We start from the raw sequence: 25191 nt of genomic DNA on the forward strand, positions 1-25191 counted from the left end.
CGAACAACCACCCCGGTTGATTTTCATCGGGTTGCTGGTTGCGGTTTGTTGGCAGTTGTTTCGGTGGTCATAGCGGTGGGGAAACGCCCGGTTACATTCCGAACCCGGTAGCTAAGCCCTCCAGCGCCGATGGTACTGCACTCGGGAGGGTGTGGGAGAGTAGGACGCCGCCGGACTCAACGTAGAAAAGGCCCACCCGGTCACCCGGGTGGGCCTTTTTCTGTTTGGTGGAGGAAAATCACGGCGCCGGTCCGTGCGGACAGCCGGTATGCTTGGCCCGGGCCGTGACTGGCGCGTTCGGATGGTTGACCATCGGGGAGCGGCTCCGTCGAGACGACGACTTGCCGTGCGCCTGGGCCTCTTCGCTACGTGATAGGGAGGTCCACTGTGTCTAACTCAAACCATGCTGAGCTGAATGCTGAATCCACCGCTTTCCGCGCTGCGCTCGAGGTGGTCCGCTCGGTTGAGCCCCGGATCGCCGACGCGATCGCCCAGGAGCTCACCGACCAGCGCGAGTCGCTGAAGCTGATCGCCAGTGAGAACTACGCGTCGCCGGCCGTGCTGCTGGCGATGGGCAACTGGCTGTCCGACAAGTATGCCGAGGGCACCATCGGCCGCCGCTTCTACGCCGGCTGCCAGAACGTGGACACCATCGAGTCGATCGCTGTCGAGCACGCGAAGGCCCTGTTCGGCGCGCCGTATGCGTATGTTCAGCCGCACTCCGGCATCGACGCGAACCTGGTGGCCTACTGGGCCATTCTTGCCGACCGCGTCGAGGTGCCCTACCTCAAGAAGTTCGAGAAGCGGCAGATCAACGACCTGACCGACGCCGAGTGGGCGGAGCTTCGTCAGGCGTTCGGCAACCAGCGGCTGCTCGGCATGTCCCTGGACGCCGGCGGTCACCTGACCCACGGGTTCCGGCCGAACATCTCCGGCAAGATGTTCGACCAGCGCAGCTACGGCGTCGACCCGGCGACCGGCCAGATCGACTACGCGAAGCTGCGGGAGACGGCGAAGGAGTTCAAGCCCGCGGTGATCGTGGGCGGCTATTCCGCGTACCCCCGGAAGGTCAATTTCGCGGCGATGCGCGAGATCGCTGACGAGGTGGGCGCGACCTTCATGGTCGACATGGCGCACTTCGCCGGTCTGGTGGCGGGTGGCGTGTTCACCGGTGACTTCAACCCGATCCCGCACGCGCACATCGTCACGACCACCACGCACAAGAGCCTGCGCGGACCGCGCGGTGGCGCAGTCTTCTGCCAGCCGGAGCTGTCGTCGCAGGTCGACCGTGGCTGCCCGATGGTGCTCGGTGGCCCGCTGCCGCACGTGATGGCGGCCAAGGCCATCGCGTTCGCGGAGGCGCGCCGGCCGGAGTTCTCGTCGTACGCACAGCAGATCGTCTCGAACAGCCAGGCGCTCGCCGAGGGTCTGCTCAAGCGTGGTGTGCAGCTGGTCTCCGGTGGCACGGACAACCACCTCGTGCTGCTCGACGTGCACCCGTTCGGCATCACCGGCCGTCAGGCCGAGCAGGCGCTGCTGGACAGCGGCATCGTCACGAACCGCAACGCGATCCCGTCGGACCCGAACGGCGCGTGGTACACGTCCGGCATCCGGGTCGGCACCCCGGCGCTGACCAGCCGTGGCCTCGGCGCCGCGGAGATGGACCAGATCGCTGAGCTGATCCACACGGTGCTCAGCAACACCAGCCCGGCCGAGGGCTCGAAGGCGAAGTTCACCCTGGACCCGGCGCTGTCCGACCGGGTGAGCAAGCAGGCGACGGAGCTGCTGGCGCCGTTCCCGCTCTACCCCACGGTCAGCCTCTGACCTGTTTTCCGAACCGCCTCTCCCCTCGGGAGGGGCGGTTCGTCGTTTCTGGCGGAAGGCGGCAATCGCCGCCCCTAGATCGAGATTTCTCCGCTGCCTCGCGCGATGAGGGTCGTCGCCACCCGGATCACGCGCGGCGGGCCGTCGTGCCCGTCGATGCGCTCGAAGAGGGCGCCGGCGGCCACGCGGCCGATCCGCGCCGGGTGCTGCGCCACCACGGTGACCGCGGGTTCCAGCAGGTCGGCGAGGGGGAAGTCGTCGAAGCCGACGAGCGCGACCAGGTGATGCCGGCCGAGCCGACGCAGCGCCCGGACTGCCCCCACGGTAATCAGGTTCTGACTGGTGAAGAGCGCCGTCGGCGGGTCGGGCCGGCGTAGCAGGGTGATCGTGGCGCGCTCGGCGGCCGCTTCGCCGCGGATGTCGTGCACCACCGGTCCGGGCCGGTCGCCGAGCGCTTGCAGATAGCCGCGGAAACGTTCGCGGGCGGTCGGTATCCGCTGGCAGTCGCCGAGGAACGCGATCCGCCGGTGGCCGTGCGCGACGAGATGCCGGACCGCCGCGGCGGCGCCCGCGATGTTCGTGGAAACCACGGTGTCGGCCAGGAATCCGGTCGGCTGACGGTCCACGAAGACGATCGGGGTGCCGCTGAACCGGCTCAGGTAACCCTGATCAGAACCGGTCGGGGCGACGATGAGCCCGTCGGTCTGCCGTTGCCGGAACGCGCGTGCCAGCTCTCGCTCCCGGCGCTCGTCCTCGCCGAGGCTGCCGGTCAGCACGTGCACCCCGCGGCTGTGCGCCTCCTCTTCGATCGCCCGGTGCAGCACGCCGGAGAACGGGTTGGACACGTCCTCCAGCAGCACGCCGATCGTCCTGGTGCGACGGTCGTTGCGGCGCAGCATGCTGGCGCCCAGGTGGGGGCGGTAGTCCAGGGACTCGACGGCGGCGCGTACCCGGGCGGCGAGGTCCGGGGTGACCGTGGGCTCGCCGTTCACCACGCGCGAGACCGTCTTGAGGCTCACACCGGCGGTGCGTGCCACGTCGTTCATCGTCGGCCGTGCCATGACGACTCCCCGCATTGATCACTCAACGCAACAGCTTGGAAACTCATTGTTGACACTGCGGGTGGCCGGGCGTCTACTCCAAGACAACGTTGTCTCTCGATGTCCGGTTTCGGAGGAGGCATGCGCCAGCAGTCGAAGCTTCTCGCGGCCGCGGGTTGCGCGGTCCTGATCCTGGCCGGCCTGAGTGCCTGCAACCGGGGCACCGGCGAACCGGTCGTCGGCCTGATCACCAAGACCGACACCAACCCGTTCTTCGTGACCATGAAGAAGGGAGCGCAGCAGGCGGCCGACGAGCAGGGAGTCGACCTGCAGACCTTCGCCGGGAAGGTGGACGGCGACAACGAGGCGCAGGTGCAGGCGATCGAGAACCTGATCTCCTTCGGCGCCAAGGGTTTCCTGATCACACCGAACGACTCGAAGGCGATTGTCCCCTCCATCGACCGGGCGAAACAGGCCGACATGCTGGTCATCGCGCTGGACACGCCGGTCGATCCGCCGGATGCGGTGGACGCCACGTTCGCCACCGACAACTTCGAGGCGGGCCGCCTGATCGGGGAGTGGGCCAAGGCGAAGTTCTCCACCGGCGGGACGCAGGCGCGGATCGCGATGCTCGACCTCAACCCCAATCAGGTCTCCGTGGACGTGCAGCGCGACCAGGGGTTCCTGGAGGGCTTCGGCGTCGACATCGGTGACCCGGCCCGGATCGGCGACGAGAACGACCCGCGGATCGCCGGGCACGACGTCACCGACGGCAACGAGGAGGGTGGGCGTACCGCGATGGAGAACCTGCTCCAGAAGGATCCGACGATCAACCTGGTCTACACGATCAACGAGCCCGCGGCGGCCGGCGCGTACGAGGCGCTCAAGGCGGCCGGCCGGGAGCGCGAGGTCACGATCGTCTCGGTCGACGGGGGTTGTCCCGGTGTCGACAACGTCGCGAAGGGCGTGATCGGGGCGACCTCGATGCAGTTCCCGATCAAGATGGCGCAACTGGGTGTCGAGGCGATCGCGCAGTACGCCAAGGACGGCACCCGCCCGCAGAACACCGCCGGCAAGGACTTCGTGGACACCGGCGTCCAGCTGATCACCGACGACCCGCAGGCCGGCGTGGAGGCGAAGGACTCCGCGTGGGGCAGGCAGAACTGCTGGGGCTGAGTCATGGCGACCACGACCGCAGACTTCGAGACCCGCCGTCACGACTCGTTCGGCCTCCGGGTGCAGCACCTGTTGCACGGCAATCCGGTGCTCGGGCCGCTCGCCGTCCTGGTCGTGGCGATCATCGCGTTCTCGATCGTCAACGTCCGGTTCTTCTCCGCGGCGAACCTCTCCCTGGTGCTGTTGCAGGTCACCGTGATCGCGACGCTGGCGCTGGGGCAGACCCTGATCATCCTGACCGCCGGCATCGACCTCTCGGCCGGTGCGATAGCGGTCTTCTCGTCGATCCTGATGGCGCTCTTCTGCACCGACGCCGGGATGCCGGCGCCGATCGCGCTGCTGCTCGGTTTCGCCTGCGGCACGGCGATGGGCGCGCTGAACGGTCTGCTGGTCACCCGGATCAAGCTGCCGCCCTTCATCGTCACGCTCGGCACGCTGACCATCTTCTTCTCGCTGAACGCGGTGGTCAGCAACAGCGAGACGGTACGGGGCGCGGACATGCCCGGGCTGATGACGTGGACCGGGCAGTCGATCCCGATCGGCGACTTCCGGCTCAGCTACGGCTCGATCATCATGCTGCTGCTGTTCGGGTTCTTCGCGTACGCGCTGAGCTCGACGGCGTGGGGCAAGCACGTCTACGCGACGGGTGACGACGTGGAGGCCGCTCGGCTGGCGGGTATCCGTACCGGACGGGTGCTCTTCTCGGTCTATACGACCGCCGGCCTGCTCTACGCGATCGCCGGCTGGATCCTGATCGGCCGGCTCGCGTCGGCCAGCCCGAACGTCGGCACCGAGTACAACCTCGACTCGATCACCGCGGTGGTGCTCGGCGGCACCAGCCTCTTCGGCGGCCGGGGCGGGGTGATCGGCACCCTGATCGGAGCGCTGATCGTCGGTGTCTTCCGCAATGGCCTGCAGCTGGCCGGCGTCGAGGTGGTCTGGCAGGGCTTCGCGATCGGCCTGCTCGTGCTGATCGCGGTCTCGATCGACCAGTGGATCAGGAAGGTGAAGACATGACCCCGGTCCTGGAGGCCAAGAACCTCACCAAGCGGTACGGCCGGGTCGTCGCGATCGACGGCAGCGACCTGGAGCTGCTCCCCGGCGAGATCCTCGCGGTCATCGGCGACAACGGGGCCGGCAAGTCCAGCCTGATCAAGGCGCTCTCCGGGGCGCTCGTGCCGGACAGCGGCGAGATCCGGCTGGACGGCGAGCCCGTGCGCTTCCGTAACCCGATGGACGCCCGGTCGGCCGGCATCGAGACCGTCTACCAGACCCTTGCGGTCGCCCCCGGCCTGGACATCGCGGACAACCTGTTCCTCGGCCGGGAGGAGCGCCGCTCCGGCCCGCTGGGAACGATCTTCCGGATGCTGGACCGCAAGCACATGCGGTCGGAGGCCCGGCGGCACATGACCGAGCTCGGCGTCGGCACCCTGCAGAACATCGGTCAGGCGGTCGAGTCGCTCTCCGGCGGTCAGCGCCAGGCCGTCGCGGTGGCCCGCTCGGCCGCGTTCGGCAGCAAGGTGGTGATCCTCGACGAGCCGACTGCGGCGCTCGGGGTGAAGGAGGGCAACCGGGTGTTGCAGCTGATCCGCGACGTCCGGGACCGGGGCCTGCCAGTGATCCTTATCAGTCACAACATGCCGCACGTCTTCGAAGTCGCAGACCGGATCCACATCCAGCGGCTCGGCCGGCGGATCGCGGTGATCACCCCGCAGTCGCACAGCATGTCGGACGCGGTCGCCATCATGACGGGTGCGGCACCACCGCCCGGTGAGTGATGCTGGACGGCATGACTATCGGAATCACAGGTGCCACCGGCAATGTCGGATCCCGTGCGGCCCGCCTGCTGATCCAAGCCGGGGAGCGGCCCCGGCTGGTGGTCCGGGATCCAGCGAAACTGGATCCCGGGATCGACGGGCTGGCTGACGTCATGCGCGGAGACCTCCTCGACCCGGCGTTCCTCGACACCGCGCTGGACGGGCTCGACGCGCTGCTCTGGATCACCCCGGAGAACTTCACCGCCGCCGATCCGCTCGCGGACATGATCACGATGGCTGAGGCAGGCGCGACCGCCGCGCACACCCATCGGGTACGCCGAGTCGTCCTGATCAGCAGCGTCGGCGCGGAACGGCGGCACGGCGCCGGCCTGATCGACGGACTGGCCCGGTCCGAGGAGGCGTTCGCGGCCACCGGGGTGGACCTGACCATCCTGCGCAACGGGTACTACTTCACGAACCTCTTCGGCAACCTCGATGAGCTGCGCGACGGCCGGCTCACCACGACCATGCCGGCGGACCAGCCGATGCCCTGGGTCGACCCGCGGGACGTGGGCGACGTGGCCGCCGCCCGGCTGCTCGCGCCGAACTGGTCCGGCACGGTGGTGCAGGCGGTCCACGGACCGGCCGACCTGACCTGGGCGGACGTCGCCGGGATCGTCGGCGCGGCGATCGACCGTAAGGTCACCCTGGACGTGGTGCCGGACGAGGTGCTGGCGGCGGGTCTCGGGCAGGCCGGGCTCACCGAGGCGGCGGTGGCCGGGCTGGTCGGGATGACCAGCGGCCTGCGCGGGGACTTCACCCCCGAACAGCCACGGACGCCCGTCACGACCACACCGACCACCCTCGCGGCGTGGGCGGCCGGCACGCTGGCGCCGGTGATCTCCGTCAAGGGCTGAGCCGGGGCGTCGGTGTTTTTCCTCAGGGGCCGAGCCGGGGCGTCGGTGTTTTCTCTCAAGGGTTGAGCCGGGGCGTCGATGAGACGCGCATGTGGCCCCGCCGAGCATCCAGGCGCCCGCACGTCCGGAACGGCTCCCGTCTGTTCGTGACGTACGCGGCGGCAAGCCTCGTGCCCGTGGTGGCCCTCGGAGCGCTGGTCTTCGAGGGCTACCGCCAGGACGCGGCGGAACAGGGCCGGGAGCAGGGGCTGGCCCAGGCGGCGATGATCGCCGAGATGGCCGTCGCGCCCTCGCTCAACGCCGGATACATCGGCGCCTCCACCAGCATCGAGGACGGCCTCACCGCGGCACAGTCCGAGGGCATGCACGACTCCACCGAGCAGGCGATCTTCCGGGGATCGCTGCTGCGCCTGCGCCTGCGTGCGTTCTCCGGCCGGGTGATCTTCTCGGATGACGGTTCGACCAGCGGCGGCGTGCCGGTCACCGATCCGGACTTCCAGGCCGCGGCGGCCGGCCAGCCCCGGGCCGAGGTGATCGACACCGAGGTGATCCGGGTGCTGCGGCCGCAGGTGGCGAGCGCGTCCGGGCAGTCGGTCGGGGTGCTGGAGGTGTATCTGCCGTACCAGGCGGTCGCCGATCGTTTCCACGCGCAGGTCAGCCGTACCTGGTGGCGCATCGGCGCCGGACTCGCCGCGCTCTACCTGGTGCTCGCCGTGCTCGCGTGGTGGACCACCCGCTCGCTGAGCCGGTATGCGGCCCGCCAGGAGTACCAGGCTCTGCACGACACCCTGACCGGCCTGCCGAACCGGGCGGCGTTCCGCACGCACGCCGAGGCGGTCCTCGCCAAGGGCGGGACCGGCGCGATCGTGCTCGTCGACCTCAACCGGTTCAAGGAGGTCAACGACACCCTCGGCCACCACGCCGGCGACGAGCTGCTGCGGGTGGTCGCCGACCGGATGAGCGCGGCTCTCGGACCGGACGACCGGCTGGCCCGGCTCGGCGGCGACGAGTTCGCCATGCTGCTGCCGCGCCGGGACGCCGCCTCCGCTGTCGCCCTGCTCGCCGAGGTGCGCGACCGGGTCTGTGCGGAGATGGTGCTGGACGGGGTGCCGCTGAGCATCGAGGCCGCGTTCGGGGTGGCGCTCTACCCCGCGCACGGCACCGGCGTGGAGGAGCTGAAGCAGCGCGCCGACTCCGCGATGTACCAGGGCAAGCGCGGCACCAACGGCATCGTCGTCTACTCCGGCGCCACCGCCGGGCAGCCGCACCAGTGGCTCGTCGTCCAGGCCGAGCTGCGGCACGCCCTGGAACGCGACGAGCTGATCCTGCACTACCAGCCGAAGGTGGCCCTGCCCGGCGGCGACGTCTGCGGTGTGGAGGCGCTGGTCCGCTGGCAGCACCCGGAACGCGGGCTGCTGCCGCCCGGCGAGTTCCTGCCCGCCGCCGAGCACTCCGGCCTGATCGTCCCGCTCACCGAGTGGGTGCTGCGCCGTGCCCTCGCCGACCAGCTGGGCTGGACCGCGACCGGGCACGACTGGGCGCTCTCGGTGAACGTCTCGGCCCGCAACCTGGAGGTGCCCGGCTTCGCCGGCCTGGTCCTGGACCTGCTCGCCGAGGCGGGCATCCCGTCGCACCGGCTGGTCCTGGAGGTCACCGAGACCGCGCTGGCCGCCGACGCGGACGAGGCGGCCCGGGCGGTCGCCGAGCTGAGCGCCGCCGGCGTCGGTGTCTCGGTGGACGACTTCGGCACCGGTTACACCAACCTGTCCCACCTGCGCGGCCTGCCGATCACCGAGATCAAGATCGACCGGTCCTTCGTCACCGACGTGGTGCGCGACCCGGAGAGCCAGGCCATCGTCCGCTCGGTGATCGAGCTCGCGCACGGGCTCGGCAGCCGGGCCACCGCCGAGGGCGTGGAGACCGAGGAGGTCCGTCGCTGGCTCGCCGATGCCGGGTGCGACGAGGCCCAGGGTTACCTGTTCAGCCGTCCGGTGCCGTGGACGCAGATCTCCGCTCAGCCGCATCTCGAAGGGGTCAGCCGATGAGGATCCGCCGGGCGCTCACCGTCCTGCTCCTGCTCGCGGCCGGAGGCTGTGCCACGAGCACACCGGAGGAGGAACCGGGCGGCGGCCTCGACATCACCGGTGGCGTGACTGTCGATCAGGCGCTGCACGACCGGTTGCCGCAGGCTGTCCGGGCGCGCGGTTCGATCCGGCTCGTCACGGATGCGAGCTATGCGCCGATGGAGTACTACGCGGCCGATGGCCGTACCATAATCGGGTTTTCTCCTGATCTTGCAACCGCGCTCGGCGGAGTTCTCGGCGTGCGGGGCGAGATGGTGGCGGGCGAGTTCAACGGAGCGCTGGACGAGGTCGCGGCCGGTGAGTACGACGGGGTGCTCTCGTCGATGACCGACACCGCCGAGCGGCAGACCGAGGCCGATTTCGTGAACTACCTCAGCACCGGAACCTCGATCGTGGTGCAGCGCGGCAACCCGGAGAAGATCACCAGTTTCGAGGACCTCTGCGGGCACACCGTCGGTACCGAGCGCGGCACCCTTCAGGAGGAGATGCTCCAGCGGCTGCAGCCGACCTGCGAGAGCCGGCCGCTGGTGATCGACAGTGAGCCGACGAACGCGGACGCCCTCCTGCTGCTGCGCACCGGCCGGGTCAGCGCCGTGCCGGTCGACTTCCCGCCCGCCGCGTTCCTGGTGAGCAACGAGCGGACCGGCGCGTTCTACCAGCTCGCCTCGGACGCCCAGTACGAGCCCGGCCTCTTCGGCATCGCGGTGGCCAAGGACAACACCGCGCTGCGGGACTGTCTGCGGGAGGCGCTCCAGCGGCTGATCGACTCGGGCGTCTACGCCGATCTGTTGTCCCGCTGGAACCTCGCATCGAGCGCTGTCACCACGGCGACAATCAACGGGGAGTGAAACTACACGTCTGTGTAGTACGCTGCACGTGTGAGTAGTGCTGCCAGCGACCTGACCGCCCGCGCCCGGATCCGTGACGCCGCGATCGCGCTCTTCACCGAGCGCGGCATCGCCGGCGCCACCGTGCGCGACATCGCGCAGGCAGCGGGTGTCTCCTCCGGCCTGCTCCGGCACCACTTCGGGTCGAAGGAGGGACTGCGCGACGCCTGCGACGAGTGGGCCCTCGCGCGCGTCGCCGAGCTGCAGATCCGGTTCACCGAGTCGCAGGCCATCGGCCCGCTCACGCCCGACATCATGGGCCTCCAGCAATACCTGGTCCGCTCACTGATGGACGGCTCACCGCGCAGCCTGGCCACCTTCGAGGAGACCGTGCGGCGCGGCGAGGAGTGGCTGGCCTCGACCGGCATGAAGACCGGCGACCCCCGGGCCTTCGTCGCGGTCCTCGGCGCCATGAAGATGGGCATGTTCCTGATGCGCGACCAGCTCACGGCCGTGCTCGGCGAGGACGTCGGGGCCATGCCCGGTTACCTGCGCATGCTGCGGGCCTCGATCGAGGTCTTCTCGCAGCCGTTGCTCACCCCCGAGCAGACCGACCAGGCGCTGGAGGCGCTCGATCGGCACTAGTCTTCCTGGGAGCTGACATGGCCATTGAGGTCGAGGGGCTGATCAAGAGATTCGGTTCGGTCACCGCGCTGGACGGGCTCGACCTGCACGTCCGGACCGGTGAGGTGCACGGTTTCCTCGGGCCGAACGGCGCGGGCAAGACCACCGCGATCCGGGTGCTGCTCGGGCTGATGCGATCCGACGGCGGCACCGCGCGGCTGCTCGGCGGCGACCCGTGGGCCGACGCGACAGAGCTGCACCGCCGCCTCGCGTATGTGCCAGGCGACGTCACGTTCTGGCCCTCGCTCACCGGCGGCGAGGTGATCGACCTGCTCGGGCGGCTGCGCGGCGGGCTCGACCCGAAACGCCGCGACGACCTGATCGAGCGGTTCGAGCTGGACCCGCGCAAGAAGGGGCGCACCTACTCCAAGGGCAACCGGCAGAAGGTGGCGCTCGTGGCGGCGCTCTCCTCCGACGTGGAGCTGCTGCTGCTCGACGAGCCGACGTCCGGGCTCGACCCGCTCATGGAAGAGGTGTTCCGTGAGGTCGTTCTCGAGGAGAAGCGGCGCGGGGACCGCACCGTTCTGCTCTCCAGCCACATCCTCTCCGAGGTCGAGGCGCTCTGCGACCGGCTCACGATCATCCGGGCCGGCCGGGCCGTGGAGACGGGCACCCTCGACGACCTGCGGCACCTCACCCGCACCACGATCCGCGCCGAGCTGACCGGCCCGGTCAACGGCCTCGCCGGCATCACCGGGGTGCACGACCTGACCACCGAGGACGGGCGGGTGGCCTTCGACGTCGACGCGGACGCGCTGGAGCCGGCGCTGCAGACCCTCGTCGCGGCCGGCGTGCGCAGCCTGATCAGTCAGCCGCCGTCGCTGGAGGAGCTGTTCCTGCGGCACTACACCCGGGACTCGCAATGACCGGCACGCCGCGGCTGCTGCGCCTCGCCCTGCGCCGCGACCGCGTGATCCTGCCGCTCTGGGTGCTCGGGCTCGGCCTTTTGCCGTACGTCTACGCCTCCTCGTTCCAGACGCTCTTCGCCACCGAGGCGGAACGCGTCGACTACGCCCGGATCAGCGCCGGCAACGCCGGGTTCGTGGCCCTCTACGGGCCGCTGCACGGCGACAGCCTCGGTGAGCTGGTCGTCTGGCGGGGCGGTTTCGTGCCGGTCATGGTCGGGCTGGCCGCGCTGCTCACCGTCATCCGGCACACCCGGGCCGAGGAGGAGGCCGGCCGCACCGAGCTTCTCCGGGCCACCGTTACCGGGCGGTTCGCCCAGCTCGCCGCGGCGCTGATCCTGACCTGCGGCGCGGCGCTCCTGACGGGTGCGGTCGTGGCCGTCACGACGATCGGCGTCGGGCTGCCGGTCGCCGGTTCGCTCGCGCTGGGGGCGGTCTTCACGCTCAGCGGCTGGATGTTCGCCGGCGTCGGGGCGGTCGCGGCGCAGCTCACGGCCAGCGCGCGCAGCGCCCGCTCGATCGCGGTGGTGGCGCTCGGTGGGGCCTATCTCCTGCGGCTCGTGGGGGACATCTCGGACAGGGCGGAGTTTGTGGCGTGGCTGTCACCGATCGGCTGGGTCCACCGCGTCTTTCCCTATTCTGCCTCCGGTGAGGACTGGAGGCCCGCGATGCTCGCACTGGGTTTCACGGTCGCTGCGGTGGGCGTCTCGGCGTACCTGATGGCCCACCGCGACATGGGTGCGGGCCTGCTCGCCGCACGGCTCGGACCACGCGCCGCGGCCGCGTCGCTGCGTTCGCCGCTTGCGCTGGCCTGGCGGCTGCATCGTGGGCTGCTTCTCGGGTGGGTCGCCGGGTTCGCCGCGCTCGGGCTGGTCTTCGGGGCCGTCGGCAGCAGCATGGTGGAGCTGGCGTCCGACTCCGAGGGGGTCGACGAGATGTTCTCCCGGATCGGTGGGAGCGGGGAGGTCACCGATGCGTACTTCGCCACCACCGCGGCGATCTGCGGGCTGATCGCCGCGTGTTACGCCGTGCAGGCCGCCCTGCGGATGCGGGACGAGGAGCAGACCGGGCATGCCGAGGCGGTGCTGAGCACGTCGGTCGGGCGGCTGGCCTGGGCCGGGTCGCATCTTCTCTTCGCCCTGGTGGGGCCGGCCGCGGCGCTGCTCGCCGAGGGGGTGTTCGCGGGTGTCGTGCACGGGACGCCCGGGCCGGTGGTGGGGGCGTCGCTGGCTCAGTTGCCCGCGGTGTGGGTCCTGGCCGGGGTGACGATGCTGTTGATCGGCACGCTTCCCCGGCTGGCTTCGGTGGCCTGGGCGGTGATCGGTGTGTGCCTGCTGCTGTTGCTTGCGGGGCCGCTGCTGGAGCTCGACCAGTGGGTGCTGGATCTGTCGCCGTTCACCCATGTGCCGCATCTGCCTAGCGGTTCGGTTGGCCTGGCGCCGCTGGTGGTGCTCAGTGGGGTGGCTGTGGGGCTGGGCTTGGTGGGGTTGGTTGCTCTTCGGCGGAGGGATGTTCGGGCACTCTAGGGGGCCGGCTTTTGAGGGCCGGCCCCCACGGTCAGTGGCTGGCGTTGCGTTTGGGGAGGATCAGTTCTTCGTGGTCCAACTCGCGGTTGAGGACTCGCAGGCTGTCGTCGTTGAGGTGGCCTGCGTCCCGCCAGCGGAGCAACTCGTCGCGTTCGGCGTCGATCACTGCCTGGCGGACCATCAGGGCCGCCTCGTACTGCGGTGAGATCGGGACGTCGGACGACTCGGACTGTTCCAGCATGTCGAGGCGGCGGCGGTAACGGTCGAGGCGGACCTGCAGCTGGCGGCGCATCGTCTCGATGGCCTCGTCCTCGACGTTGTCGTGCTGCTGTTCCTGGATGTCGTCGAGACGGTCCAGGGCGGCACGCACGGCTGCCGAGCGGGCCTCGTTGCGCTCCCGGGCACGGTCGGTCTGGTTGGCCCGCAGACCGAGCTTCTGCACCAACGGGGCGAAGGTGAGGCCCTGGCCGACCAGGGTGACGAGCACGACCGCGATGGCGCAGAAGTGCAGCAGCTCGCGATCGGGGAAACCGGCCGGCAGTGTGAAGATCGCCGCGAGGGTGATGACGCCGCGGGTGCCGGCCCAGCTCATAATGGTGATCTCTTTGCCGGTGAGCGGGATCTCGCGGGCGTCGCCGGTGTCCTCGTCGGTGTGCCCGCCGAGGCGGGTGTGCAGCGAGCGCGGCAGCCATTGGGTGACGACCAGCCAGAGCGGGCGGAGCAGCAGGACCACACCGAGCGTGATCACCAGGGCGATGATGATCGTCTTGGTCTCGTACTTGGCGAGACCGTCGATCACCTTCGGCACCTGCTGGCCGATCAGGAGGAAGACCACGCCCTCCAGCAGGAAGTCGATCAGACGCCAGACGGCGCTGGTCTGCAGCCGGGTGGCCCCGCTGGTGTAGCGCGGGGTGTCGTGGCCGACGATCAGGCCGGCCACCACCACGGCGAGCACGCCGGAGATCGTGACGTAGTGGTGGACGAACGCGTTCTCACAGATCAAGTACGCGGCGAGCGGCGTGACCAGGGAGAGCGCGTTGGCGTTGAGCGGGTCGGTGCGGAACGGTTTCATCAGCCGTACGGCGTAGGCGACCGCGATGCCGACGAGCACGCCGCCGGCCGCCGAGATCACGAACTGGCCGACCGCGTTGTCGAAGTTGAAGTCGCCGTGCGCCTGCGCGGTCACCGCGACCGTGAGGATGGTCAGCGCGGTGGCGTCGTTGAGCAGGCCCTCGCCGGAGATCAGCGTGACCATCTTGCTGGGCAGCCCGGCCCGGCGGCCGACGGCGAGCGCGGCGACCGGATCGGGCGGGGCGACGGCGGCGCCGAGGGCGACACCCGCCGCGAGGGTGGCCCCGGCTACCCAGAGTGAGAAGCCGAGGCCGATCAGGAGCGCGGTGACGAGCACCAGCGCGACGGAAAGGCTGATCACCGTGCGCATGTTGCGCCGGATGTCGAGCAATGATGAATCGAGCGCCGCGTTGTAGAGCAGCGGCGGCAGGATGAACGTCAGAACGAGCTCGGGTTCCAGTTCGAGATTGGGACCCGGCATGTATGCGTAGGCAATACCGATCAGGGTGAGCAGGACCGCGGCGGGGAGGCCGGTCTTCTCGGTGACCCAACGCACGGCGACGATTACCGCGACCGCGATCAGGCCGAAAAGCAGGATCTCCTCGAGATTCATTCGATCATTGTTCCTGCTGACCCGCTCACGTTATCCGGCGAGGTCGGCCTTTGACGCTGGGTCAACCTTCTGCTGGGTCGCGGCGATGACCTGCTGGTGACGCTGGATCACCGGAAGGGCCTTGCCGGCGAGCTTCTCCACGGACGGCTCGGTGCCGGTGTCGATCACGACTTGGGCCAGTTTGATCGCGCGTTCGTGCGCGAGGAGCTGGCTGCCGAGGAAGAGCGTGTCGAAGTCGGCGCCGGACGCGACCCGGTACTGCTCGATGAGCGCCTGCTGTTCCGAGTTCGGTTCGGCGGGGAGCCGGATGTCCAGGCGGGCGGCGGTCCGGCGTACCGTCACGTCGAGCTTGCGGTGGTAGGTGGCGAGTTCGCGGCCGAGGTCGCGGACCGGCTCGGTGGCACCCTGGTGCTTGGCGATCTTGCCGGCGGCCATCTGGGCGAGGTTCCCCTGGTGGGCGGCGATCAGGAAGTCGGCGTCGGCGCTGACCGGGCGCGCCTGGGCCGGGCTGACCGCGGCAACGGCGAGCATGACAGCTGCCCCAAAAACAGCAAATAAGCGCATAAAGTCAAGGCTAAAACCAGATCCGGGTACGAAAACGGGCGGACCGCTCCGGCCCGCCCGTTCGTGTTCGTAACCGATCAGTACCGGTAGTGCTCCGGCTTGAACGGGCCCTCGACGTCGACGCCCAGGTACTCCGCCTGCTTCTTGGTGAGGGTGGTCAGCCGGACGCCGAGCGCGTCCAGGTGCAGCCGGGCCACCTTCTCGTCCAGGTGCTTCGGCAGCACGTAGACCTGCTTGGCGTACTCACCCGGCTTGGTCCAGAGCTCGATCTGGGCCATCACCTGGTTGGTGAACGAGTTCGACATGACGAAGCTGGGGTGGCCGGTGGCGTTGCCCAGGTTCATCAGCCGGCCCTCGGAGAGGACGATCACCGAGTGGCCGTCCGGGAAGCGCCACTCGTGGACCTGCGGCTTGATCTCGATCTTCTCGATGCCCTCGACACGAGCGAGACCGGCCATGTCGATCTCGTCGTCGAAGTGGCCGACGTTGCCGACGATCGCGTTGTGCTTCATCGCGGAGAGGTGCTCGACCGTGATGATGTCGGTGCCGCCGGTCGTGGTGATGAAGATGTCGGCCTCACCGACCACGTCCTCGAGGCGGACGACCTGCATGCCGTCCATCGCGGCCTGCAGCGCGCAGATCGGGTCGACCTCGGTCACCACGACGCGGGCGCCCTGACCACGCAGCGTCTCGGCCGAGCCCTTGCCGACGTCGCCGTAACCACAGACGACGGCGAGCTTGCCGCCGAGCATCACGTCGGTGGCCCGGTTCAGGCCGTCGACGAGCGAGTGGCGGATGCCGTACTTGTTGTCGAACTTGCTCTTGGTGACCGCGTCGTTGACGTTGATCGCCGGGAAGAGCAGGGTGCCCTCCTTGGCGAGCTTGTAGAGACGCGCCACACCGGTGGTGGTCTCCTCGGTCACGCCCTTGATGTCGGCGGCGATGCGGGTGAAGCGGTCCTTCGACGCGGCGAGGCTGTTCCGCAGCGTCTCGAGGATGATCGAGTACTCGTGGTTGTCCTCGGCCGTGGTGGCCGGAACGGCGCCCGCGCCCTCGAACTCGACACCCTTGTGCACCAGCAGGGTGGCGTCACCGCCGTCGTCCAGGATCATGTTCGGGCCCTGGCCGTTGCCGAAGTCGAAGAGCTGCATGGTCGCCCACCAGTACTCCTCCAGGGTCTCGCCCTTCCAGGCGAAGACCGGCACACCGGCCGGAGCGTCGACCGTGCCGGTCGGGCCGACGACGACCGCGGCGGCCGCCTCGTCCTGAGTGGAGAAGATGTTGCAGGACACCCAGCGGACCTCGGCGCCGAGGGCGACCAGGGTCTCGATCAGCACGGCGGTCTGCACGGTCATGTGCAGCGAGCCGGCGATGCGGGCGCCGGCGAGCGGCTTGCTGTCACCGAACTCGGTGCGCAGCGACATCAGGCCGGGCATCTCGTGCTCGGCGAGGCGCAGCTGGTGGCGGCCGGCCTCGGCCAGCGACAGGTCGGCGACCGCGAAGTCGAGACCGTTGACGGATCGAAGTTTGTCGCTCATAAAAGAGGGCTCCTCCCTCTCAGGAGGCGCCCTTGCGTCATGGAACCCGGCCGAGCGTGGCGGACGTGAGACGTCCGTTGCAGCGCCTCTCGGGCGGGCGAAACCAACTTTAGCCGACCGGAAGCATGATCACATCCGGCGCAGTGTCCCATCGGTGTCAGTGATGACATATGTCCCATCGCCGAGCAGCTCCAGGTCGTACTCGTCGATGGTTTCGATGCCCAGATCGCCGATCACCTCGCCGAAGCGGGTGTCCACCCGGAAGTGCCGCCACCAGGACTCTTCGTCGGAGAGCACCACGATCGCGGCATCGCCGTCGAGGAAGCCACCGGCCCACTCGATCACCGTGCGGTCCGGGTCGACGGGGAAGTCCGAGATCGTGACGGTGACCCGCTCGTCCTCCGGCCCGAAGCTGTGGAACGCCACGTCCTCCTGGCCGTGCGCGACGGTCATGAAGCCGCTGGCGTCCGGCGCGATCGCGATCGCACACCTGTCGTTCCACGGATAGGTCCGGAGCCAGTCCTCGCCTCCCGAGTCGAAGGTCCGGCTGCCGGCCTCACCCTCGCTGACGTCGAGCATCATGTGCGTGCCGTAGGGGAACGCGATCTGGTGCCCGCCGAGCCCGGAGGTCTCCAGGTCGTGGCAGACCTTGATCTCGCCGGTGACGGCGTCGAGAGCCGTCCACACATCCGGGTCGGAGCTGCCGCGGGCGACGTTCGGCAAAAAGAGCCAGACCAGGGTGTCGTCGTGACAGAACGCGCAGTCGACAGGCACGACCTCGGTGCCCGGCGGGAACTCGAAACGCCACGCCTCGCGGCGGTCGGGTCCGAGGCAGATCGCCGCCTCGCTCGTCGTGTAGACCAGCCGGTCGCCGGTCGAGCTCACCGTGTAGGTCTGCGGTGGCGGATCCTGCGGCACCACGATGGTGTCGATCAGCTCGAGGTACTCGTCGAAGATCTTGACACCCTGCTCCGTCAACCGGGAGATCACGCGCACCATCTCAGCGTAACCAGGGGGACGAGGCGTCACGCGAAGGAGCGAGAAAACATCAAGGACCTTCCATAAGACATCAAAAACCCATCATTCTGTACGCGTGAAGCACCCGTACCGCATCCGCGAGATAGCCGCGGCATCCGGCCTCAGTCAGGCAACCGTGGATCGCGTGCTGCACAACCGCGGCGGCGTCCGGGAGAGCACCGTCCGCCAGGTGCATCAGGCGATCGCCGAGCTGGATCGCCAGCAGTCGCAGTCCGGCCGTACGTTCGTGATCGACGTGGTGCTGCGGACGTCCCGCCGATACGCCGCAGCCGTCCGCGCCGCCCTGGACGCCGAGATCGCCGAGATCCCGGTGGCGGTCCGCCCGCGCCTGCATCTCACCGACGACCCGGCGCAGGCCCTCGACCGGGTCGGCCGCTCCCGCTCGCACGGCCTGATCGTGCTGGCCCCGCCGTCACCGGAGGTCGCCGACGCGGTGGCCCGGCTGGGCGTGCCGGTGGTGACGCTCAACGCCGATCTGCCGGCCGGCAAGCGGATCGCCCATGTCGGAGTGGACGACTTCGACGCCGGGGCGACCGCCGGTTACCTGGTCGAGCGGCTGCTCGCGGACCGGGCCGGCGACCTGCTGGTGATCAACGGGCGGGGTGAGCGGGAGACCGGCTTCCGGTCCGTGCTGCCGTCGCGGCGGCTCGTCACCGCCGATGCCGAGGACACCGGACCGCTGCGGGAGATCCTCGCCGGGAACCCGTCGATCCGGGCCGTCTACTCCGCCGGCACCGGCGGGAACGCCGGCATCGTGGCCGCGTTCGCGGAGGAGCGGCGCAACTACGACGTCTTCGTGGCGCACGGGCTGGACGAGGAGAACGTGACGCTGCTGCGGGCGCACCGGATCTCCGTGGTGCTGCACCAGGACCTGCGGGCCGATCTGCGGCACGCCTGCCTGGCGATCCTGCGGTCGCAGGGGGCGTTGCCCGGACCGATCCGCTCGCACCCCTCCGCGGTGCAGGTGATCACGCCGTTCAACGTGCCACCCGCCGAGTTCTGACCGTTGTTTGCAAGAAACGAGCAGATCCACGAAATACTTTGACGGACTCTTGTGAGTTACATCACCGGACATCTATCGTCGGCTCACCCACCGAGAGAAAGAGCCCTCGATGTCTGTGCGACCTCGCTGGTCCGCCCTCGTTCTCGGCGCGCTCCTGGGTGTCACCGGAACCGCGCACCCCGCATCAGCCGCCTCCGATCGCCAGTTCACCCGGGCCGCCCTGGACCCGTCATTGACCGCCGGCCGGGGCGCGAACGTCGCCTTCGTGGAACAGGAGGCGGAGCACGCGCGGACGAACGGGACCGTGATCGGCCCGGACCGGACCGCGTACACGCTGCCCGCCGAGGCCTCCGGCCGCTCCGCCGTCACGCTGGATCCCGGTGAGTTCGTGGAGTTCACCCTCCCGCGCGCCGCCAACGCGATCACCGTTCGCTACAGCATCCCGGACGCGCCGGCCGGTGGCGGGATCACCGCGCCGCTCGCGGTCACCACCCGGCACGTCAGCCGGACCATGACGCTGACCTCGCAGTACTCCTGGCTCTACAACCAGTACCAGTTCACCGACGACCCGCAGGCCGACCTGCTCCACCCGGACTGGTGGATCACCGAGTGTCAGTGCGTGCCGGCCGCCACCACCCCGGCGCCGGTGATCACCAAGCCGTTCCGGCCGATGCACTTCTACGACGAGCAGCGACTCCTGCTCGGGCGTACCCATCGGGCGGGGGAGAGGATCAGGCTGACCGCCCGCGGCGTGCCCACCACGATCGACCTGCTCGACTCCGAGTTGGTCGGCGCCCCGAAGGTGGACCTGGCCGGGGTGAACGTGCTGCTGTTCGGCGCCGACCCGACCGGGCGGCGGGATGCCGCGCCGGCCATCGAGAAGGCGATCGCGTACGCGAAGAAGACGCACCGCAGGGTCTACCTGCCCCCGGGCGTCTTCCAGGTGAACCGGCACATCGTCGTCGACGACGTGACGATCGGCGGGGCCGGCAACTGGTACACGATCGTCAAGGGCCGCCAGGTCACGCTTGACGCGCCGGCCCCGGACGGATCCCGGCACGCCGGCGTCGGCTTCTACGGCCGCAGCGCCGCCGAGGGTGGCAGCCGCAACGTGCATCTCTCCGGCTTCGCGATCCAGGGTGACGTCCGGGAGCGGATCGACACCGACCAGGTGAACGGCATCGGCGGCGCGATGAGCGACTCGACGATCGACGGCCTGCACATCCAGCACACCAAGGTCGGCCTCTGGTTCGACGGCCCGATGGCGAACGTGAAGGTCACGAACAACATCGTCGTCGACCAGATCGCCGACGGCCTGAACTTCCACACGGGGGTGACGAACTCGCTGGTCCGCAACAACTTCGTCCGCAACACCGGCGACGACGCGCTCGCCATGTGGGCGGAGAAGACCACGAACTCGGCCAACACGTTCGACCGGAACACGGTGCAGACGCCGACCCTGGCGAACGGCATCGCGATCTACGGCGGGAACGACATCACGGTCTCCGGCAACCTGGTCGCTGATCCGATCCGGGAGGGCAGCGCGCTGCACGCGGGCACCCGATTCGGCGCCGAGCCGTTCACCGGGTACCTGCGGTTCACCGGCAACACCACGGTGCGCGCGGGAACGTACGAGTTGAACTGGAACATCGGTCTCGGCGCGATCTGGATGTTCGCGCTGGAGCGCAGCATCGACGCCGACGTCCAGGTGACCGGTGATCACTACCTGGACAGCACCTACAACGCGATCATGCTGGTCGCGGACTGGCCGGTGAAGGACCTCTACTCGATCGACGGGGTGAGATTCGAAGACCTCAGGATCGACGGTACGGGTACGAGCGTGCTGAGCGCCCGAGCCGGTGGGTCCGCCTCCTTCGCGAACGTGGACGCCCGCAACGTCGGCGCGGCGGGGGTGAACAACTGCGGGAGATTCGGCTTCCCCGCGTCCGGTTCCGAGTTCGGGCTCACCGACCTGGGCGGCAACGACGGCGGCTGGCTCGGCCCGTACGTCCCAAACGTGATCACCTGCAACGACCGCCCGCCGGTGACCCCGCCCCCGCCGCCGTCCCGCTGGTGAGCGGGGCCGGCGCCCGGGCCTCGCGGTCCGGGCGCCGGTGCGGTCAGGCGGTCAGCCACCACGGGCTGGAGTACGCCACACCCCAGTCGTTGCACGGGTGGCCGGCCGGCCCGGGGGAGGCGTTCGCCTGCGACGGGTCGGAGATCCGCAGCACCACCCAGGAGCCGTCGGCGAGGTCCAGCGGCACGGTGAACTCGGTGACCGTCCCGGCCGTCGCGTCGATCACGTCGGCCACCTCGGGCGCCCGGCTGCCGGGCCGCAGCACCTGGATCCGCAGCAGCTTGCCCGCCCACTCCGGCCCGCGGTCGAGGTCGACGACGAAACGGACGTCACCGCTGGTCAACGGGAGGGTGCCGCCCATCCGTACCCCCGCAGCCGTCGCGTCGAGGCGCAGGCCACTCACCCGGGTGGCGAAGAACCGCCTGTCGCGCATCGCGGCGAGCACCCCGTTGCGGGTGTTCTCGACGGCCCAGATGCCGGTCCGGCCCTTGCCTTCCGGATATCCCCACTCGGTCCCGTGCTCGTCGGTCACCCCGGTCAGCCCGGTGCGCCAGCCCGCGTTGAGGCAGGCGTTGAGCGGTGAGCTCTGCCCGCTGGACCAGCCGTCGAAGAGGTAGTCGTCGCCACGGTTGAACATCTCCAGGCCGACCATCTGGTCGCGCATCGCCGCGTTGTACGAAAAGTCGTTGAACCGCAGCAGCTCCCGGCCGGGGTGGTTGAACCCGCTGATCCCGCCGGACGCGGTGATCCAGTTGTAGAGGCGGGACATGCTGCTGGAGCCGCCCAGATCGGTGAAGTTGCCGGTGTACCAGACGTTGACGTGCCCGAGGAGCGGGTGCGACCACTCGAACCCGCGCAGCGCGGTGTAGGCGCCCGGCGTGTTGGCGGCGTCGGCGAGCTGCCCGGTGCGGTTCCACTCGGAGCGGCTCAGCCCTTCGATGGAGAGCAGCGTGGTGTGATCGGTGAGCGCGGCGATGTCCAGGCCGGCCGAGCGCATCGACTCGTACGCCAGGGCCGGGTCGCCGTCGCCGTCCGACATGAGGGTGTGGTTGTGCAGGTCGCCGTGGAAGAGCGTGGTGCCCTGGCTGATCCGGGAGGTGCGGGTGGCGCCTGTCGCGCGTACCGGGTCGGCGCTGGTGGCGACGCCGGCGGTGCGTGCCCAGGCGCTGTCCGGGGCGGCGGCCAGCATCAGTAGTCCGCCGCTGCCGGCCAGCAGGGCGCGCCGGCTCATCGGGTTGTGTGAATGGCCGTGACTCGTCATGACTTAACAGTGAAGCTCATGAATGTATGTGAGGTAAACGGCGGGGAATCCGGAATGGGACTGTGGTCTTGGTAGCCTGGTCGGCGCTTCGAGCACCGGGAGATGGGAAACACGTTGAGTCGAACACTGCTGGTCACCGGCGGCGCCGGATTCGTCGGCGCGGCACTGATCAAGTCGCTGCTGACCGAGTACCCGGACGCGGTGATCGTGTCGCTCGACAACTACTTCACCGGTTCCCGGGAGAGTCACGTCGACGATCCCCGGGTCACCTACGTCGATGGCTCGACGGTCGACATCGCCCGGCTCTGGGTCGAGGGCGGGTTCTCCTCGCCCGAGCTGGTCTTCCACATGGGCGAGTACTCGCGCATCGTGCAGTCGTTCGAGGATCACGACCTGACCTGGGACTTCAACCTCCTCGGCACCCGTGAGGTGGTCAAGTTCACGGCCAACCACCGGGCGAAGCTGATCTACGCGGGTTCCAGCTCGAAGTTCGGCAACGACGGGCAGGACGAGAACCTCAACCCGTACGCGTGGACCAAGGCGAAGAACATCGAGTACATCCGGAACTACTCGAACTGGTTCGGCCTGGACTACGCGATCACGTACTTCTACAACGTCTACGGGCCGGGACAGATCAGCGCGGGCAAGTACGCGACGGTCATCGGCATCTTCGAGCGGCAGTACCTCGCCGGCGAGCCGCTCACCGTGGTGTCGCCCGGCACCCAGACCCGCGACTTCACACATATCGACGACATCGTCCGCGGCCTGCTGATGGTGGCGAGCGACGGCGAGGGCGACGGCTACCTTCTCGGCGCCGGTCACGAGTGGCCGCTGCTGGACGTCGCCCAGATGTTCGGCGCCGACTACAAGCTGATCCCGGCCCTGCCCGGCGAGCGGACCCGCGGCCAGGCCGACATCACCAAGGCGGCCTCGCTGGGCTGGCGCCCGGAGCGCAGCCTCGACGAGTACATCGCGAAGTTCGTGGCGGCCAACCCGCGCTGAGGCCCGGTTTTTTCGCAGGAATGGTTTCGGCCGATCGGGGCATCCCGCCTGCATGCAGAACGGGATCAGGGTAGTGGTGGTGGACGGTAACACCACCTTCGTCCGCGTCCTGGAAGCGCTGATCCCCGAGATCAGCGGCGGTCGCGCGACAGTGGTGGCGACCACCGGTGAAGCGGGGAAGGTGGCGAGCGTGATGCGCGCCGCCGTACCGGATCTGGTGCTCGTCGACCCCGGCCTGCCGCAACCGGCCGGCCGGAACCCGGTGGCGATGGTGCACGAGTCGGCACCGCAGGCGCGGATCGTCGCCGTGGCCGACGACACCGACCTGTCCGTGGCCGTCGAGGCCCTGCACGCCGGCGCGGCCGGCCTGCTGCGCCGCACCGCGGACGCCGCCGATCTCCGGCAGCCCCTGGTCGCGGCGCTGGAGGGCTGGTCGGTAGTGCCGCCGGGGCTGCTCGCCGCGCTCGTCGAGCAGGCCCGCCCGCGGCCGCCGCACCCGGCCGTCACCCAGCTGGACACCGACGACCGCCGCCTGCTGCGGCTGATCGCCGGTGGCTCGTCGACCAGCGAGATCGCCGGACTGCTGCACGTGTCCGAACGTACCGTGAAGCGCCTGACCGCCTCGCTCCTGCGGAAGCTGAAGGTCGCCAGCAGGACCGAGGCGGCGGCTCTGGCCGGCAGCGCCGGCCTGCTCTGACGCTGCGCCGGCTTCGTCCCGCCGGCGGCCTTTCGAAAAGGCCGCCGGCGTTGTCCCGCGCTCAGCCGGTGGCGCGTGGACGCGTCGACACCGCGGACAGCGGCGTGGCGACCTCCTCCAGCGACTTGCCCTCGGCGTCGATGCCGATGAACGCCTCGACCAGGCCGCCGACCGCCATCACGGCGGCGCCGATCAGGTAACCGATGAAGAGTTTGCCCGGGTCGTCGCCCTCGCCGATGAGCGCGCCGTAGAAGACCGGCCCGATCGCGCCGAAGCACTGGGCGATGGCGAAGAAGACCGCGATCGCCTGTGCCCGGATCTCCAGCGGGAAGATCTCGCTGACCGTCAGGTAGGCCGAGCTCGCACCCGCCGACGCGAAGAAGAAGATCACGCTCCAGGCGATCGTCTGCGTCACCACGTTGAGCGCGCCCGCGTCGAAGAGGAACGCGGTGATCGCCAGCAGCGCGCCGGACAGCAGATAGGTCCCGGAGATCATCTTGCGGCGGCCGATCGTGTCGAAGAGCCGCCCGATGGTCAGCGGGCCGATCAGGTTGCCGAGCGCGAACGCCACCAGATAGAGCGGCGCCGCCTTCTCCGAGACGCCGTAGAACTTCGTCAGCACCAGCGTGTAGGTGAAGAAGATCGCGTTGTAGAGGAACGACTGCGTGATCATCAGCGTGGCGCCGAGCGTCGACCGCGCCGGATAGAGCTTGAACAGCACCCGCAGCAGCGAGAGATAGCCGTGCGGCCGGGTCGGCCGGATGTCGATCGCCTTCGAGTCGTCCAGCGGGGGCAGCGTCTGACCGGAGGCCTCGGCGGCCCGCTCGATCCGGGCGATGTTCTCCTCCGCCTCCTCCTCGCGACCGTGCATGACCAGCCAGCGCGGGCTCTCCGGCAGATGCCGCCGCAGGCCCCAGATGGCGACGCCGATGACCGGGCCGAGGAGGAACGCGATCCGCCACGCCCAGTTCAGGTCCACGTTGTTGAGCAGGATGTACGTGCCGAGCGTGCCGATGATCGCGCCGCCCCAGTACGTTCCGTTGACGCCGATGTCCACCCGGCCCCGATACTTCGCCGGCATCATCTCGTCGATCGCGGAGTTGATCGCGGCGTATTCGCCGCCGATGCCGGCTCCGGCGATGAATCTCGTGAGATACAGGAAGACCAGTGCGGCTGGGCCGTTACCCCAGGTCAATGCGGTAAGCGCGTTACCGCCGAGGTAGACGGCGAGTGTGACGATGAAGAGGTTCTTCCGGCCCAGCGCGTCGGACAGCCGGCCGAAGAAGAGCGCGCCGAACACCTCGCCGAGCAGGTAGACCGTCGCGATCAAGCCAACCTGTGTGCTGGAGAGCGCGAGAGTCTCCTGCTCGGCCAGGACCGGGCCGACGGCGCTCGCCACGGTGATCTCGAGTCCATCGAGGACCCACGCCGTGCCGAGCGCGAGAATGATGCGGGTGTGGAACGGTGACCAGCTGAGCCGGTCGATGCGAGCGGGAATCAAGCTCCTGATGGTTCCCTGCTCGAGGCTCTGCGCCATGGACGCACCTCCGTATTGAGTGACCTTGCTCACCGTGTTACCCAAGGGGC

The 25191-nt window shown here is 69.3% G+C and carries 21 protein-coding genes, 1 rRNA gene and 2 riboswitches; of the genes, 15 read left to right on the forward strand and 7 right to left on the reverse strand.

Annotation, left to right across the window (positions count from 1 at the left end; genetic code table 11):
• Nucleotides 1-59: 59 nt before the first annotated feature.
• Both rrf and AMIS_RS02360 read left to right on the forward strand, forming a co-directional pair.
• Nucleotides 60-176, forward strand: a 5S ribosomal RNA gene (gene rrf / locus AMIS_RS02355).
• Nucleotides 177-274: 98 nt separating this feature from the next.
• A riboswitch (ZMP/ZTP riboswitch) is annotated at nt 275-365 on the forward strand.
• 22 nt (nt 366-387) lie between these two features.
• Entirely contained in the window at nt 388-1824 is a 1437-nt protein-coding gene (locus AMIS_RS02360; protein ID WP_014440585.1) for a glycine hydroxymethyltransferase, read from the forward strand.
• A gap of 74 nt (nt 1825-1898) precedes the next feature.
• On the opposite strand, the gene AMIS_RS02365 is transcribed toward AMIS_RS02360, so the two are convergent.
• Nucleotides 1899-2885, reverse strand: a complete 987-nt coding sequence (locus AMIS_RS02365) for a LacI family DNA-binding transcriptional regulator (protein ID WP_231859214.1) — start codon at nt 2883-2885, stop codon at nt 1899-1901.
• A 120-nt stretch (nt 2886-3005) separates the two neighbouring features.
• Between AMIS_RS02365 and AMIS_RS02370 the strand changes: the two genes are divergently transcribed.
• From AMIS_RS02370 to AMIS_RS02410, 9 genes are all read left to right on the forward strand, one after another.
• Nucleotides 3006-4040 (forward strand): sugar ABC transporter substrate-binding protein, encoded by a 1035-nt coding sequence (locus tag AMIS_RS02370; protein ID WP_014440587.1) that lies wholly within the window; start codon nt 3006-3008, stop codon nt 4038-4040.
• A gap of 3 nt (nt 4041-4043) precedes the next feature.
• Nucleotides 4044-5057, forward strand: coding sequence for an ABC transporter permease (locus AMIS_RS02375; protein WP_014440588.1), 1014 nt, complete (start codon nt 4044-4046; stop codon nt 5055-5057).
• Nucleotides 5054-5818 (forward strand): ATP-binding cassette domain-containing protein, encoded by a 765-nt coding sequence (locus AMIS_RS02380; protein WP_014440589.1) that lies wholly within the window; start codon nt 5054-5056, stop codon nt 5816-5818. The genes AMIS_RS02375 and AMIS_RS02380 overlap by 4 nt, the downstream gene beginning before the upstream one ends.
• 11 nt (nt 5819-5829) lie before the next feature.
• Nucleotides 5830-6714, forward strand: coding sequence for an NAD(P)H-binding protein (locus tag AMIS_RS02385; RefSeq protein WP_041830438.1), 885 nt, complete (start codon nt 5830-5832; stop codon nt 6712-6714).
• A gap of 146 nt (nt 6715-6860) precedes the next feature.
• Nucleotides 6861-8759 carry a putative bifunctional diguanylate cyclase/phosphodiesterase gene (locus tag AMIS_RS02390; protein ID WP_231859215.1) on the forward strand — a complete coding sequence of 633 codons (1899 nt, stop codon included), beginning with the start codon at nt 6861-6863 and terminating at the stop codon, nt 8757-8759.
• A complete protein-coding gene (locus AMIS_RS02395; RefSeq protein WP_014440592.1) occupies nt 8756-9646 on the forward strand; it encodes an ABC transporter substrate-binding protein in 891 nt (296 codons plus the stop codon). Before AMIS_RS02390 ends, AMIS_RS02395 begins: the two co-directional genes overlap by 4 nt.
• 30 nt (nt 9647-9676) lie before the next feature.
• A complete protein-coding gene (locus AMIS_RS02400) occupies nt 9677-10270 on the forward strand; it encodes a TetR family transcriptional regulator (protein ID WP_014440593.1) in 594 nt (197 codons plus the stop codon).
• A 17-nt stretch (nt 10271-10287) separates the two neighbouring features.
• Nucleotides 10288-11175 carry an ABC transporter ATP-binding protein gene (locus AMIS_RS02405; RefSeq protein WP_014440594.1) on the forward strand — a complete coding sequence of 296 codons (888 nt, stop codon included), beginning with the start codon at nt 10288-10290 and terminating at the stop codon, nt 11173-11175.
• Nucleotides 11172-12740, forward strand: a complete 1569-nt coding sequence (locus AMIS_RS02410) for an ABC transporter permease (protein WP_014440595.1) — start codon at nt 11172-11174, stop codon at nt 12738-12740. The genes AMIS_RS02405 and AMIS_RS02410 overlap by 4 nt, the downstream gene beginning before the upstream one ends.
• A gap of 31 nt (nt 12741-12771) precedes the next feature.
• Here the strand turns inward: AMIS_RS02410 and AMIS_RS02415 are convergent, their stop codons facing one another.
• The 4 genes from AMIS_RS02415 to AMIS_RS40190 form a co-directional block, all read right to left on the reverse strand.
• On the reverse strand, nt 12772-14424 hold the full coding sequence (locus tag AMIS_RS02415) for a Na+/H+ antiporter (RefSeq protein WP_014440596.1): 1653 nt from the start codon (nt 14422-14424) through the stop codon (nt 12772-12774).
• A 30-nt stretch (nt 14425-14454) separates the two neighbouring features.
• On the reverse strand, nt 14455-14955 hold the full coding sequence (locus tag AMIS_RS02420; RefSeq protein WP_051041795.1) for a DUF4142 domain-containing protein: 501 nt from the start codon (nt 14953-14955) through the stop codon (nt 14455-14457).
• A 110-nt stretch (nt 14956-15065) separates the two neighbouring features.
• Nucleotides 15066-16526, reverse strand: coding sequence for an adenosylhomocysteinase (gene ahcY / locus AMIS_RS02425; RefSeq protein ID WP_014440598.1), 1461 nt, complete (start codon nt 16524-16526; stop codon nt 15066-15068).
• Nucleotides 16527-16543: 17 nt separating this feature from the next.
• A riboswitch (S-adenosyl-L-homocysteine riboswitch) is annotated at nt 16544-16623 on the reverse strand.
• 32 nt (nt 16624-16655) lie between these two features.
• Nucleotides 16656-17516: a hypothetical protein gene (locus AMIS_RS40190; protein WP_157434722.1), complete on the reverse strand. Its 861-nt coding sequence runs from the start codon at nt 17514-17516 to the stop codon at nt 16656-16658.
• 103 nt (nt 17517-17619) lie between these two features.
• Here AMIS_RS40190 and AMIS_RS02435 point away from each other — a divergent pair, with 103 nt between their 5' ends.
• Together AMIS_RS02435 and AMIS_RS02440 are read left to right on the forward strand one after the other, a co-directional pair.
• Nucleotides 17620-18567: a LacI family DNA-binding transcriptional regulator gene (locus AMIS_RS02435; RefSeq protein WP_014440600.1), complete on the forward strand. Its 948-nt coding sequence runs from the start codon at nt 17620-17622 to the stop codon at nt 18565-18567.
• A 109-nt stretch (nt 18568-18676) separates the two neighbouring features.
• Entirely contained in the window at nt 18677-20644 is a 1968-nt protein-coding gene (locus tag AMIS_RS02440; RefSeq protein WP_014440601.1) for a glycosyl hydrolase family 28-related protein, read from the forward strand.
• A gap of 43 nt (nt 20645-20687) precedes the next feature.
• On the opposite strand, the gene AMIS_RS02445 is transcribed toward AMIS_RS02440, so the two are convergent.
• A complete protein-coding gene (locus AMIS_RS02445) occupies nt 20688-21905 on the reverse strand; it encodes a CehA/McbA family metallohydrolase (RefSeq protein ID WP_014440602.1) in 1218 nt (405 codons plus the stop codon).
• Nucleotides 21906-22019: 114 nt separating this feature from the next.
• Between AMIS_RS02445 and AMIS_RS02450 the strand changes: the two genes are divergently transcribed.
• The gene (locus AMIS_RS02450) at nt 22020-22907 is read left to right on the forward strand and encodes an NAD-dependent epimerase/dehydratase family protein (protein WP_231859216.1); all 888 of its coding nucleotides are present in this window, start codon (nt 22020-22022) and stop codon (nt 22905-22907) included.
• 52 nt (nt 22908-22959) lie between these two features.
• A complete protein-coding gene (locus AMIS_RS02455) occupies nt 22960-23604 on the forward strand; it encodes a LuxR C-terminal-related transcriptional regulator (protein WP_014440604.1) in 645 nt (214 codons plus the stop codon).
• A 61-nt stretch (nt 23605-23665) separates the two neighbouring features.
• Here AMIS_RS02455 and AMIS_RS02460 read toward each other — a convergent pair whose 3' ends face one another.
• A complete protein-coding gene (locus AMIS_RS02460; RefSeq protein ID WP_041829520.1) occupies nt 23666-25141 on the reverse strand; it encodes an MFS transporter in 1476 nt (491 codons plus the stop codon).
• Between the last annotated feature and the right edge of the window lie 50 nt (nt 25142-25191).

The organism is Actinoplanes missouriensis 431, from assembly GCF_000284295.1.
GTDB lineage: Bacteria > Actinomycetota > Actinomycetes > Mycobacteriales > Micromonosporaceae > Actinoplanes > Actinoplanes missouriensis.